The 12,410-nt window shown below is 72.1% G+C and carries 10 protein-coding genes; 2 read left to right on the plus strand and 8 right to left on the minus strand.

Going from position 1 to position 12,410, the window contains the following annotated elements; all coding sequences use genetic code 11:
- Positions 1 to 83 precede the first annotated feature (83 nt).
- From IDM40_RS22140 to IDM40_RS22150, 3 genes are all read right to left on the minus strand, one after another.
- Positions 84 to 956: a hypothetical protein gene (locus IDM40_RS22140; protein WP_193123961.1), complete on the minus strand. Its 873-nt coding sequence runs from the start codon at positions 954 to 956 to the stop codon at positions 84 to 86.
- A 173-nt stretch (positions 957 to 1,129) separates the two neighbouring features.
- Positions 1,130 to 1,492, minus strand: a complete 363-nt coding sequence (locus IDM40_RS22145) for a fluoride efflux transporter FluC (RefSeq protein WP_193123962.1) — start codon at positions 1,490 to 1,492, stop codon at positions 1,130 to 1,132.
- Positions 1,489 to 1,908 (minus strand): fluoride efflux transporter FluC, encoded by a 420-nt coding sequence (locus IDM40_RS22150; RefSeq protein WP_193123963.1) that lies wholly within the window; start codon positions 1,906 to 1,908, stop codon positions 1,489 to 1,491. Before IDM40_RS22150 ends, IDM40_RS22145 begins: the two co-directional genes overlap by 4 nt.
- A 99-nt stretch (positions 1,909 to 2,007) precedes the next feature.
- On the opposite strand from IDM40_RS22150, the gene IDM40_RS22155 reads away from it, so the two are divergent.
- Both IDM40_RS22155 and IDM40_RS22160 read left to right on the plus strand, forming a co-directional pair.
- The gene (locus IDM40_RS22155) at positions 2,008 to 3,219 is read left to right on the plus strand and encodes a helix-turn-helix domain-containing protein (protein WP_193123964.1); all 1,212 of its coding nucleotides are present in this window, start codon (positions 2,008 to 2,010) and stop codon (positions 3,217 to 3,219) included.
- A gap of 30 nt (positions 3,220 to 3,249) precedes the next feature.
- Entirely contained in the window at positions 3,250 to 3,627 is a 378-nt protein-coding gene (locus IDM40_RS22160) for a VOC family protein (protein ID WP_193123965.1), read from the plus strand.
- Positions 3,628 to 3,796: 169 nt separating this feature from the next.
- Here the strand turns inward: IDM40_RS22160 and IDM40_RS22165 are convergent, their stop codons facing one another.
- The 5 genes from IDM40_RS22165 to IDM40_RS22185 all read right to left on the minus strand — a co-directional run bounded on the left by IDM40_RS22165 (position 3,797) and on the right by IDM40_RS22185 (position 11,284).
- Entirely contained in the window at positions 3,797 to 5,104 is a 1,308-nt protein-coding gene (locus IDM40_RS22165) for a hypothetical protein (RefSeq protein ID WP_193123966.1), read from the minus strand.
- Positions 5,101 to 7,077, minus strand: coding sequence for an ATP-binding protein (locus IDM40_RS22170; protein WP_193123967.1), 1,977 nt, complete (start codon positions 7,075 to 7,077; stop codon positions 5,101 to 5,103). Before IDM40_RS22170 ends, IDM40_RS22165 begins: the two co-directional genes overlap by 4 nt.
- Positions 7,074 to 7,787: a toll/interleukin-1 receptor domain-containing protein gene (locus IDM40_RS22175; protein WP_193123968.1), complete on the minus strand. Its 714-nt coding sequence runs from the start codon at positions 7,785 to 7,787 to the stop codon at positions 7,074 to 7,076. The genes IDM40_RS22170 and IDM40_RS22175 overlap by 4 nt, the downstream gene beginning before the upstream one ends.
- A 301-nt stretch (positions 7,788 to 8,088) precedes the next feature.
- Positions 8,089 to 9,810 (minus strand): SLC13 family permease, encoded by a 1,722-nt coding sequence (locus IDM40_RS22180; protein WP_193123969.1) that lies wholly within the window; start codon positions 9,808 to 9,810, stop codon positions 8,089 to 8,091.
- Between the two features lie 307 nt (positions 9,811 to 10,117).
- Complete coding sequence (locus IDM40_RS22185; protein WP_193123970.1) at positions 10,118 to 11,284, minus strand: enolase C-terminal domain-like protein; 1,167 nt, start codon at positions 11,282 to 11,284, stop codon at positions 10,118 to 10,120.
- Positions 11,285 to 12,410: the final 1,126 nt, after the last annotated feature.

Consider the following 12,410-nt stretch of genomic DNA (forward strand, 5'->3'; position numbering starts at 1 on the left):
CCGAGGGCCGTGCGCGCTCCGAAGGCCGTCGAAGCGCGGGTCGAAGGATCCGCCGCCGTCCGCCGCACGGGGCGCCGAAGGGCTCAGGTGTGCCCGGGAGGCGTCCCGTAGGGACCGGGGCCGGGCGGGGGTGTGGGGCCACCGGCGGCGGGGTTCGTCCCGTACGGCCCGGCGTGCGGAACGTGCGGCCCCGGATACGGGCTCTGCTGCCCCGCGTGCGGAACCTGCGGCCCCTGCGGCCCGGTGCCGCCGTCGGCGCGCGGGAAGCCGCCGGTCCCGGGCGGGGGCCCGTACCCCGGTCCGGACCACTGGCCAGGGCCGGAGAAACCCCCGTCCGGTCCGGGCCCGCCGAACCCCGGGAGCGGACCGCCCGGGCCACCCGGCCCGGTCGGTCGGAAGTGGCCGAGCGGCCCCTGCGTCCGGCGGTCCAGCACCAGATCGGCGACCGACCACCCCAGGGCGCCGGCGAGCATCAGCGCCATGACCCAGAACCCGGGCCCGCTGGCCACCGACAGCTCCGCGAACTCCACCCCGTGATCGGCGGCGCCGGTGTCCCGCATCTCCTGCTCGCTGCCCACGTGCAGGGCGATCTGGTTGGCGATCAACCCGAGGAGGGCGACGGCGCTCATGACGATGCCGGTGACGGCGCGCGGCTTCGGGCGCGGGACGAGCGCGGTGGCGAACACCCCGGCGATGACGAGCAGGACCGTCAGCAGCAGGATCGGCTGCACGCCCACACGCAGTTCTTCCAGGTCGGCGCGGCCCAGTTCCTCAGACACCGTGCCCTGCACGCTCGGCAGCCCGTCGAAGGCCAGCGCGAACCCGCTGTAGGAGACCGTGAGGGAGCCCATCATCCCGCTGCAGGAGACGGTGAAGAAGGGCATGAGCAGGCACAACAGGGACAGGCCGAGCACGCTCGGCGTCACCGGCCTGCGTGAGGGGGACTGCGGGGGCATGGGGTCGTTCTTCCTCTCGGCGCCGGTCGGTCCGGGCGCTGGGCGGGCTGGGTCCGGGGCCCTGAGCAGGGCTCCGGCGACCACGGTGGCAGCGCGCGGGCGGGTCCACAAGCGGTTCGGGGAACCCGGGCCCGATCATCCCACCGCCCGGACCGCGAGCTGCCCGCCCACGGTCACCCCGTCAGCGCCCGGACCACGCTCAGCCCCGCCCACGCCGATGCGATGCCCAGCACGAGGCTGGCCGCCACGTACACGGCGGCCCTGCGTGCGTCCCCGCCCCGGGCCAGCTGCACGGTCTCGAACGCGAACGTGGAGTAGGTGGTCAGAGCGCCGCAGAACCCGGTCCCCCACACCGCCATGGCCTGCGGCGACAGCGGCAGCCCCAGGAGCGCTCCGAGCACCAGCGACCCCGCGGTATTGACCACGAGCGTGCCCCAGGGGAACGCGGCGCCCAGCACGCTGCGCAGCCAGAGGTCGGTGAGGTAGCGGATCGGGGCGCCGAGCGCGGCCCCCGCGGCCACGGCGAGCACGCTCACGGTGTCCCCTTCCGCCGCAGGATCCGGTGGGCCGGCGCCGAGGCCACCCACGCCGCGGCGATCGCGCCGGCCAGGGTGAGGGAGAGGTAGGCCAGGGCGACCTCGGGGGCACCTCGTTCCAGAGCGGTGACCACGTCCATGGCGTAGGCGGAGAAGGTCGTGTACCCGCCGAGCACGCCCGCGCCCAGGAACGGCCGCACCCACGGGTTCTGCGGCATCCGGTGCGCGACGACCTCCATGAGCACGCCGATGAACAGGCTGCCGGTGATGTTGATGGCGAGGATCGTCCAGGACACACCCGCGGCCGAGGGCGGCCAGGCCGTGTCGAGCCCGTACCGGGCCACGGCGCCGAGCGCTCCCCCGGCGGCGACGACCCCCGTCAGCGCCCACAGCGGCGCCGGTGTTGCGGAAGGCATGGCCCCATCCTGCACCTACGCACCTGCTCGCGCGCGCTCTGCCCCATACGGGACCGATGTCCCGGTTCCTGCGCCCGCCGCCGGGGAAGAGCCAGGCCCATGGAGGAGCGTTTCGGACCTGGACTCCGTCGTCGCCGCATCGCCGCGGGCCTGTCCCTCACCGCCCTGGGCGAGGCGACCCACTACAGCAAGGGCTATCTGAGCAAGCTCGAGACCGGCACCAAACCCCCGTCGCCCGAGGCAGCGATCGCCTGTGACGCGGCCCTGGACGCCGAAGGCGGTCTGAGCGCCCTCGCACCGGACCGCAGGATCACGCGCAGCGCGCCCGGGGTGGACCGGCGCACCGCGCTCGCCCTCGGTGCCGCGACCCTCGGCGCGGCCTCACTGCCAGGGCACGCCCCCGGAACCGCGCCCGCGCGTGTGTTCTCCGAGCAGACGCTGTCCACGTTCCGGGACCAGCTGGCCGGCGTGCGTGAACTGGGCCAGCACGTCTCCCCCGACCTGGTGCTGCCCGTGGTGCGTGCCCAGGCCGACGCGGTGCGTGCGCTGGCGGCCTCGGCCCCGGACACACAGCGGGGGACGGTCCTGCGCCTGGCCGCGCGCTTTTCGGAGTACGCGGGGTGGATGGCGCAGGAGTCCGGCTCCGACCACGGCGCCCGGGCCTGGACCGACGAGGCCGTGGAGCTCGCCGCGGCCGGGGGCGACCGGGACATGGCCGCCTACTCCCTGGTCAGGCATGCGCTGATCCGGCTCTACGCACACGACGGCCCCGGAACGGTCGACCTGGCCCGGCGCGCGCAGCGCTTCGACGGGCTCTCCACCCGGGTGCGGGGTCTGGCGGCGAAGAGGGAGGCCCAGGGGCACGCCCTGTTGGGTGCGCGGGCCGAGTGCGAACGGGCGCTGGAGCGTGCTCAGCACCATCTCGCCGATCCTCCCGGCGGACCGGAGACACTGGGGTCCATGCACGTCACCGACCCGGTGGGCCTGACGCGGGGGTGGTGCCTGGTCGACCTCGGCAGGCCGGATGCGGGCGCCGAGGTGCTGGACCGGGCGCTCGCGGAGCTCCCCTCGGCGGCGGTGCGTGCACGGACCAGGTTCGGGGTGCGCCGGGCGCTCGCGCACGCGGCCGCCGGGGAGATCGACCACGCCTGCACGTTGACCGAGGGGTTGTTGTGCGATGCCACCCCGTCGGAGTCGGCGACGGTCCTGGTGGATCTGCGCCGTCTCGCCCAGGCCCTGGGCCGCTACCACGGGCACCCGCCGGTCAGGGAGCTGTCACCGCGTCTGCAGGGCGTCCTGCAGAGCCGTTGAGAGCGCGCGTCCGACATCTAGGATCCTGGTATGGCCCGGATCCGTGACCTCGTCGTCGACTGCCGCCACCCTGCTTCGCTCGCCCGATTCTGGGCCGCGGCGCTGGACGGGTACGCGGTGGCGCCCTACGACGCGCAGGAGCTGGAGCGCCTGCGCGCCCTGGGGGTGAACGGCCCGGAGGAGGATCCCGTGGTCCTGGTGGAGGGCCCGCAAGGGTTGCCGAACCTGTTCTTCCAGCAGGGCCCCGAGCCGAAGTCCGGCAAGAACCGTCTGCATGTGGACCTGGCGGGGGCCGACGGTGAGTTGGAACGGCTGCTCTCGCTCGGCGCCGCCGTGATCGCCCGGTCCCCCGAGTGGGTGGTCCTGGCCGACCCCGAGGGCAACGAGTTCTGCCTCATGGACGGTTGAACCCCCTCCCCTTCTCTGCGGGGAGGGGGCTGCTCCGCCCTCACGCATGCCGGGGATCCGATGCCCGACCCCAGGCCCGGATGCCTTCTTCACGGCCGACGGCGGGAGAGTGGGCGGGGGTTTCCGGTGGAGCCCTCAGGTGGGCCTCGGGCACCTCCGACCGTCCGCCTCAGCCGTCGTCCCCCAGCCGGTGGTGCCCGTTGGCGGAGGCGGGGTGTGCGTGCTCCTGCGAGCCGGTCCCGTGTTCGTGGTGGGCGGCGAACGGGATCGTGCCGTCGGGTTCGGGCACGGCCGCGTCCGTCACGGTCCCGTCCGGCACCGTCCCCTCGGGCCCAGGCGCCCCCGGCTCGCCACCGGTCACCCCTGCGCCGGCCTCACCGTTCCCGGCCGTCCCCGGTCCTCCGTGCTCGTGGGCCTCGGTCTCCGCGCCCACCCAGGCCGGGATCCCGAACCGTTCCCGCAGCCCGGGCGCCAGGTGCGCGCAGGGGCTCTGCTCCACGGCACCGGCGACCCTGTTGGCGAACGTGCTGCGGTGGGGGCCGGCCTCGATCAGCTCGACGGCGGCGGCCAGAACCTCGAGCGGCTCCGGTTCCGGCCGCGCGTAACCCGGCTCCCCCACCGGTGCACCACCCGCGAACGCCTCGCCCAGGCCGTCGAGCGCGGAGGCCAGTTCCGGTTCCCGGCCGCGCAGCCGCTCTCGCACGTCGGCGAGGTCCTCCCCCTTGCCGGCCTCGGCCAGCTCCGTCAGGGTGTCGATCCGTCCGTGAGCACGGTCGACGTCGTTGCCGTTGCGGGTCAGCTCCCACAGCACGGCCTGGCCCGGGGAGGCGAAGGCGTCCTCGGCGAAGTAGCGGCGCTTGGCCCGTTCGACCTCGCGTTCGGCCTCCCACTGCCCGCGCTCCTTGCGCACCCGCGCGAGGGCGTCGAGGTGGGCGCGGTCCTCCTCGCTCAGGCACAGGTCGAGGTCGTCCGACCACACCTCCATGGCGCCCCCGGCAGCGCTCGTTCCCTCGGCCAATCGGGCGGCGAGCGCGTGGCGGGCGGGGTCGGTCTCGTGGGGGCCGTGGGCAGCGAGGGTCTCGCGGGCGACGGTGACCACCGCCTGCTGTGCCTGCGCCTCCGGGGCCCGGAGCAGGGGATGCGGGTCCCCGGTCCAGCTCCACCGGACCGTGCCCTTGAGCACGAAGGTGTAGTCGGGGTCGTTGCTGAGCAGGCGCGTCTCCCGCAGCCGGGTCGTGTTCGGCAGGGCGGGCGCCGGCGGGGCGTCGGTGTCGGCGAGGGGACCGAGGGCAGGCGCGTCCACGGTCTCCTCCTGTCTGCTCGGCCCGGTGAAACCGACGAGGAGCACGGCCGCGCCCGCGACGAGCAGCAACAGGCCCGGGATCCAGCCCCAGCCGCCCGCCACGGGGTGGAGCGCCGCGCCCAGGACGGGCCCTGCCGCGACGAGGGCGATCCCGGTTCGGGTGGGTGTGGTCATGGCGTCGTCTCCTTCACGGGGGATGCGCCCGGGTCCAGGCCCTGGGCGCGGTCGATGAGGGACAGCAGGGTCCGGGCGCCGTGCGCGTGCCTGCGCAGTTCGTCGGGGCCGAGGGGGCCGGAGGGTGTGCGCAGGGCGAGCGCGTACAGCTCCCCCAGGTGGCCGGTCTCGTGTGCGGCCGCCACCAGCCATTGCGCGCGGTGTTCCGGCAGGGAGATCCACGGGCCCACGAGCGTGGCCAGGGCGACCCCGGGGACACGTTCCAGGAGCGCGGTCAGGGCCTCGACGACCGCACGCCCGTCGGGGACGGTGTGCGCCGACACGTCCGGGTGGGTGAGCAGGTCGGCGAACAGCTCCACGTGCACGTGCGTGATCTGGCTGTTGGGCTTCTTGAACCGGGTCGTGAGCGCGTGCAGTTGCGACCGGAACAGGGAGGGGTCCGTGCGGACCAGGTCCCCCAGGCGATCGCGGGCGCGCTGGGCGACCACGGGGCTGTGGTGCGCCGCCAGGTGGCGGAGCCGGACCAGAGCCTGGTCGGGGTGGGTGACGACCATGTGCTCGGCGCACAGGGAGACCAGGGTCAGGGCGAAGGGCACCTGAAGGTCGGGTTCCTTCGCCCAGTCATAGGAACGCTGCCGCACCCTGATCCCCTGGCCCCGGTCGTTCAACGCCTCCACCAGGAGCGACCCGCCCTGGGGGCGGCCCTGCGCCGCCCAGGCCCGGGCGCGTTCCAGGAGCGGTTCGGGACGGCGTGCGCGCAGGACCTGTCCGGCCCAGTTGCGGGCGACCTGGTCGCGCCGACCGGGCAGCAGGGTGCCGCCGGTGACGCAGCGGTCCACCCACGCGCCCACGTGCCCGTGCAGGTGCGGGTGTCCGTCCCAGAAGACCTCGCGGAGCACCTGCGCGCGCCACGGGTCGGCGAAGCGGACCCGCCGCCGCTCGACCGTCGCACCCAGGCCCCGCAGTTCGGCGGTGAAGGAGGCGCGTTCGATGGGGGCGCACTCGGCCTCCGCGCCGGTGTGTTCCAGCAGGGCCGTCCCGGCCTCGGCGACCTCCTCCAGGTCGGCCCCTTCGAGGAAGGCGACGGTGCACAGGAGGGCTCGGGCGCGGCCGTCGCGCGCGTCGAGGTCGTCGTCGATGCCGTCGTGCCCGGCGCCGAGCACCGCATCGATCCACTCGGCGACCGCCCGGGCGCTGCCGCAGGGTGCGAGGGCGTGGCCGGCCCGGCGGGCGAGGTCGGCGATCTCCCCGGCCCCGGCGGCATCGAGCCACGCGTGCAGGCGCGATGCACCGCGGTCCGCCGGCGGAACCGGGAGCTCGGCTCCCTTCAAGTGCGAGGCCAGCACCCGTCGGGGATCGGGGCGCCCGGCCCGGAGGACGTGGTCGCTGAGCTCCTGGGGGACGGTTTGCGCGTTGCGTTCGTCGAGGATCACGACCAATCGCGCCCCCGCGTCAGCGATCCGGCCCACGAAACGGCGCAGCCTTTCGGGCCACCTCCGGTCGCCGAGTTCTCCTCCGGTCAGGTCCAGTAGGAGGCGTTCCCCCGGGGACGGTTCATCGCTCGTCCAGAACCCGTCGCCCTCGCTGAGCACCTCGCGTAGGCCTCGGTCCTCCTCCCCACGGGGCACGAGGAGGATCTGTGCCATCGTTCGGCGTCCCTGTCCGGGCTCGCCGATCAGGATGAGGCACCCTGGGTCTCCGAGCCGCTCCCGCTGGACCGCTTCGTCGAAGCCGGGCGGTGCCACGAAACGCGCCCGTACCGTACGGAGCCACTGCTCCTGGATCTCGACCCGCTCACGTATGAGGCCGAGGTCTTCGGCCGCACGGAACGACTCTCCCGCGTCGCCGTTGAAGAAGTTCTGGTCCCCTGTCCCGTTGTGCACGGCGGCGTCGTTGTACTGCGGCCCGTCCCCGGCGTGCACGGGTCCGCGGGTGTGCGCGACGGAGGTCGGCGCGGGCCCGTGGGTGCTCACACGCCGCCCCGGCCGGTGATCCGGTTGTTCTGTGTCCCCGACCCGTTGTGCACCTGGGAGTTGTTGTACTGCGTCCCGGTCGTGACGGGCCCCTGCGTCCCCGTGATGATCGCGCCGCCGCCGCTCTGCACGCCGCTGACCCCGTGGTTGGTGTACGAACCGGCCTGGATCCCGACCCCGGACACGTCGTGCATGCTGTTGGCGACCCCGGCGCCCGTGTCCCCCTCGTCGGGCTCGGTGAGCAGCCCCTCCAGCCGCGGCACGGCCACGAGCGCGGCCTCCACGATCTGTTCGAGGTCGGCGTCGCTGTTGCGGTGGTCGTACCGCCGGTACTGGCACTGGGCCAGGGCCTGGAGGTCCTCGGGCAGCTGCTCCCGCTTGAGCCGCGGGGCCCTGTCGAACAGGACCGGGACGACCACGCCGGTCTTCAGCACCGAGGCGATCTCGCGCCGCACCCAGTCGGACGGGTCGTCGAGCGCGCGCCCGCCGGGTCCGGGCCGGTCGAGCCAGTCGTTGCCGATGACCGCGAACAGCACCTCGCACCGGGCGAGGGCCCGCAGCAGCCCCTGTTCGAAGTCCTCGCCGGCCTCGATCGATCTGTTGGCGAGGAAGACCTCGTCGTCCCCGAACCGGTCGGCCAGGGTCCGTCGGACATTGGTGGCGACATGCTCTCCGTCACCGGTGCGGTAGTTGATGAAGCACGTGTGCACGGTTTCCCCTCCTCGTCGGTACGCATGAACGCACATGACGGGGAACCGGTAATCACCGGAACCCCACGAAGGATGATCTACACCTTGGTCACGGGAGGAAAGACGGAAAGGCCCGTTTCCTCACGCCTGTTGGGAGGGAAACGGGAAACGCACGGGAACGGGAAATGCACGCGCGCACAGCGCCGAACTGCGCATCCGTTGCTTTCTGCTGTTTCCCTCCCCCGACACACGGCGTGGGCCGCCACCCCCGGTGTTTCGGGGACGGCGGCCCACGGTGACAGAGGCTCCGCTCAGGCCCCGGTCAGAGGAACCCGGCGGGGATGGTCATCAGATCGATCCCCCAGATCGCCGGCAACAGGTAGATCGTGCAGAGCGGGATGACGACGAGCGCGATGAGGGTCAGCCAGAACCCGGCCTTGATCATCTCCATGATCGTCACTCTGCCGGTCCCGAACATGATCGCGTTCGGGGGCGTTCCCACAGGGAGCATGAAGGAACAGTTCGCGGCCATGGCGGTGGGCACCATCAGCGCGTACGGGTGCACGTCCAGGGAAACGGCGAAGGCGGCCATCACCGGCAGGATCATCGTCCCCGTCGCGGCGTTCGACGTGATCTCGGTCAGGTACAGCACCAGCGCGGTCGCGATGACGATGACCATGAAGACGTTGAGACCGTCGAGCGCGCGCAGCTGCTCACCGATCCACTCCGAGAGCCCGGTCTCGACGAACCCGGCGGCGATGGCGAGGCCGCCGCCGAACAGCAGGAGGATGCCCCACGGAATCTTCTTGGAGTCCTCCCACCGCAGGATCCGCTTCTCCCGGTTCTCCCGCGTGGGAAGCGTGAACAGGGCGACCATGGCGACCACCGCGATGATGCCGTCGCTGAGCCCCGGCAGAAGGCCTTCCCAGAGGAAGGTCCGGCTGATCCACATGAAGGCGGCGAAGAGGAAGACGGTGAAGACGATCTTCTCCTCGGCGGACATGCGCCCGAGGGACCGCTTCTCGTCACGGATGCTCTCCGCCCCGCCCGGCAGCTGCTTGAACCGGACCCGGAACTGGATGCTCGTCAGGTAGAACCACGCGAAAGCCAGCAGCACGACGACGATCGGGACACCGAACAGCATCCACTGGCCGAACCCGATGCGCTCGTCGAAGAGCGTGCCGACGGTCGCCGACAGGATCGCCAGCGGCGGGGTGCCGATGAGCGTTCCGAGGCCGCCGATCGTGGCCGCGTACCCGATGCCGAAGATGATGGCTTTTTCGAACTTGGGCAGGTCCTCGCTGTGCTCGCCCTTGCCCAGCTGTCGCGCGGCCTGGTACACGACGGCCAGGCCGACCGGGATCATCATCATCGTCGCGGCGGTGTTGGACACCCACATCGACAGGAAGGCCGTCGCGACCATGAACCCGAGGATGATGCGGCGCGGGCTCGTACCGATCGCCGAGACGATGGTGAGCGCGATGCGCCGGTGCAGGTTCCACTTCTCCATGGCGATCGCCAGGGCGAACCCGCCGAGGAACAGGAAGACGATGTCGTCGCCGTAGGCCGATACGACGGCGTCGCCGTCCAGCGCCCCGGTCAGCGGCAACAGCACGATGGGCAGCAGGGACGTGGCCGGGATGGGGATCGCCTCGGTGATCCACCAGGTCGCGACCCAGAGGGTGGTGGCCAGGACCGCGTGGCCCTCCGGTGAGAGCCCGTCGGCCTCGAAGAACAGCAGGGTCAGGGCGAACAGCACGGGGCCGAGGATCAGCCCGACGATGCGCGCGGGGGTGTAGCCGGGCGCGGGGCCGGGGTCCTCGGGGTCCTCGTCCGGTTCGGACCCGCCGGCGTCCGCCTCACGGGCGCCGGCGCCGTCGTGCGTGCCGGTGTCGGCGGCGGATCTGCTGTCGCCGGTGTGGCCGGCCGCCGCGAACTCGGTCCGCAGCGCCTTGCGCCGGGGCGAGAACGTCAGCAGGTCCTTGATCTGTCGGTGGGATTCCCACAGGCTCCCCCAGAGGGAGTGCGCGTAGGAGGCTGCCATGGATGCACCTTCTTCGGCGGTGGTCTCGGACGGTGGCCGGCTCGGGGAACGCTGGTGCGCGTCGGGGGATGCGCAGGGGCCGCGGGCTCCCAGTGGAGGGGATGCCGGGGCTCGCGGGCCGCCCGCGGGGCCGGCCGAGATGGGTGCGTCGTTGCGGGGTGGACGCATGCGCCGTTGCATGCGGGGGTGGCTGTGGTCCCGCAGGACCTCGGGGGATCGGGGTTCAGGGGTGCGCCGGCGGCCGCGCGTGGCCTCGGGGTCGCCGGCGGTTCCGGTCACACCGGGGGTTCCGGTCGGGCCGGGGCTCTCAGGTGTGCAGGCCCCGCAGGACCTCGTAGAACTCCGCCTTGCCCTCGAGGCCGATACCGGGACGCTCACCCGGGGCCACACGGCCGCCGGAGATCACCGCGTCGTCGGTGAACCCGCCGGTGGGCCGGAACTCGCCGGGGTAGGACTCGTTCCCGCCGAGCTTGAGCGCGGCCGCGATGTGCAGGGAGAACTGGTGCCCGCCGTGGGGGATGCACCGGCGGGAGGACCACCCGTGCTGGTCGAGCATGTCCAGGACCCTGCGGTACTCGGTCAGCCCGTAGCTCAGAGCCGGGTCGACCTGGAGGAAATCGCGGTCCGGGCGCATGCCGCCGTGGCGGATGAGGTTGCGGGCGTCCTGCAGGGAGAAGAGGTTCTCGCCGGTCGCGATGGGGTTGCGGTAGCGCTCCGAGAGCGCGGCGTTGAGGCTGTAGTCGAGCGGGTCGCCGACCTCCTCGTACCAGAAGAGGCCGTAGCGGTCGATGGCCCGGCCGTACTCCAGCGCGGTGTCCAGGTCGAACTTGCCGTTGACGTCGACCATGAGGCGGGACCCGTCGCCGCCGAGCACGTCGATGACCGCCTCGATGCGTTCGAGGTCCTGGGCCAGGTCGGCGCCGCCGATCTTGATCTTGACGACCTCGTACCCGGCGTCGAGGAAGCCCCGCATCTCGTCCTGCAGGTCGGCGGTGGTCTTGCCTGGTGCGTAGTAACCGCCCGCGGCGTAGACGAAGACGTCCTCGTCGGGTGCGCCGTCGCCGTAGTGGTCGGAGATCCACCGGTACAGCGGCACGCCGGCGGCCTTGGCGGCCAGGTCGTGCAGGGCCATGTCGGCGACCCCGACGGCGACGGAGCGTTCGCCGTGACCGCCGGGTTTTTCGTTGCGCATCATGACGTCCCACGCCCGGGCGGGTGAGAGCCCGCCGCCGGCGTCGAGGAGCTCCTCGGCCGGGGCGTTCTGCAGGCGGGGCAGGATGCGCTGGTTCAGGATGGCCGTGGCGTTGTAGCGGCCGTTGGAGCTGAAGCCGTAGCCGACCAGGGGTTCACCGTCGACCACCACGTCGCTGACCAGAGCGAGGACCGTGCAGTCCATGGTGCTGAAGTCGATGAACGCGTTGCGCATCGACGAACTGATCGGGATGGTCCCGGCGTGTGCCGAAACGATTTTCATGGACTCGCGCCTCCGCGTTTTCCCTCATAAGAGGCTTGTCGGACACAGGGACCCTAGAGCGGACGGAGGCGACCGTACAAGCCCTCGGGCCGGTCCGGTTCGAGCGGGTCCCCCGGAGCGGAACCGCGGCCGACCTGGCCCGTTCCGGTTGCCGGGCCCTTGCGCACCGCGGGCCGCGGCTATGGAGATAGGCGGATCCCGGACCGGGCACGAGTACCGGTCCGGGAGCACTGGTGGGGTTTTCGGGGTGATGCCCCTCGGGTGGAGAGGTGCCCCTCGGGGTGGAGGGCTTCTGGGGTTGGGGGTTCGTTGGTGTTGCCTCGGGGTCGGTGGTTCGTCGGGGTCGGGAACGATAGCCCGGCCGGCCCTGCGCGCAACCCGCGTCGGCGCCCCGCCAGTTCTCCTGGATGGGCGGAGAGAGTGGCGGGTTGGGTGGTTGCCTCCCGTGGCGCCTCGGGGTGTGCGCTCCGGGCCTGTTCGCCGGGCTGTCCCGACCCGCATCGACGAACCCCTCTTCACCCCCGAGGCCCCCGCCAGCCCAAAAGAACGGTGGGTACGTCCATCCCCCTGTGGTGACCGCATTGCGACCAACGGTCGAGGTGTGGGGGTGGTGGCTCGCTCCTGCGGAAGCACAAGCCGCCCCGCGCACTCCCGGCGGGGCACTGAGTCCCAGGGGTGGCGAGTGTGCGGGATCCTCCCGCCGAGGATCTTGCTACCAGAGCAGACCTCAGCGCTGAACCCTGCTCCAGTAGCAAGATCCCCGAAAACTCCCCCGCTCCAGAATGCCCGAGGGAAAGGGCCTTGCGGGGTTATCCACAGGCTCATTTTCAGAGTGAATGCGGGTACCCATAATATGGGGCCTCGTGTGGCCGTGAGGCCGAAATGGGTAAGGGTTCTATTGCCTTTTGGATACTGCCTTTCTCAAGACTGCTCGGGTTATGATAGGACCATGACGAACCACACCGCAGCAGCGCACACCGGCCCGGGCGACGACCCGGTCGCCGCGCGCGCATTCGCTGCGGTGGAGGAGTTCGCGCAGACCTTCCAGGGCGACATCCCTTTCGGCACTGCGGGCGAGGTTCTGGCGCGCGTGGAAAAGGCCCACGCGTTGATCGATACCCTCACC

It is taken from the genome of Nocardiopsis coralli, assembly GCF_014892575.1.
Classification (GTDB): domain Bacteria; phylum Actinomycetota; class Actinomycetes; order Streptosporangiales; family Streptosporangiaceae; genus Nocardiopsis; species Nocardiopsis coralli.

What these genes read in the sequence shown, in the direction of transcription:
- IDM40_RS22155 (WP_193123964.1), top strand. Translation starts at nt 2,008, where the DNA reads ATGGAGGAGCGTTTCGGACCTGGACTCCGTCGTCGCCGCATCGCCGCG.
- IDM40_RS22150 (WP_193123963.1), bottom strand. Translation starts at nt 1,908, where the DNA reads ATGCCTTCCGCAACACCGGCGCCGCTGTGGGCGCTGACGGGGGTCGTC.
- IDM40_RS22165 (WP_193123966.1), bottom strand. Translation starts at nt 5,104, where the DNA reads ATGACCACACCCACCCGAACCGGGATCGCCCTCGTCGCGGCAGGGCCC.
- IDM40_RS22185 (WP_193123970.1), bottom strand. Translation starts at nt 11,284, where the DNA reads ATGAAAATCGTTTCGGCACACGCCGGGACCATCCCGATCAGTTCGTCG.
- IDM40_RS22140 (WP_193123961.1), bottom strand. Translation starts at nt 956, where the DNA reads ATGCCCCCGCAGTCCCCCTCACGCAGGCCGGTGACGCCGAGCGTGCTC.
- IDM40_RS22160 (WP_193123965.1), top strand. Translation starts at nt 3,250, where the DNA reads ATGGCCCGGATCCGTGACCTCGTCGTCGACTGCCGCCACCCTGCTTCG.
- IDM40_RS22180 (WP_193123969.1), bottom strand. Translation starts at nt 9,810, where the DNA reads ATGGCAGCCTCCTACGCGCACTCCCTCTGGGGGAGCCTGTGGGAATCC.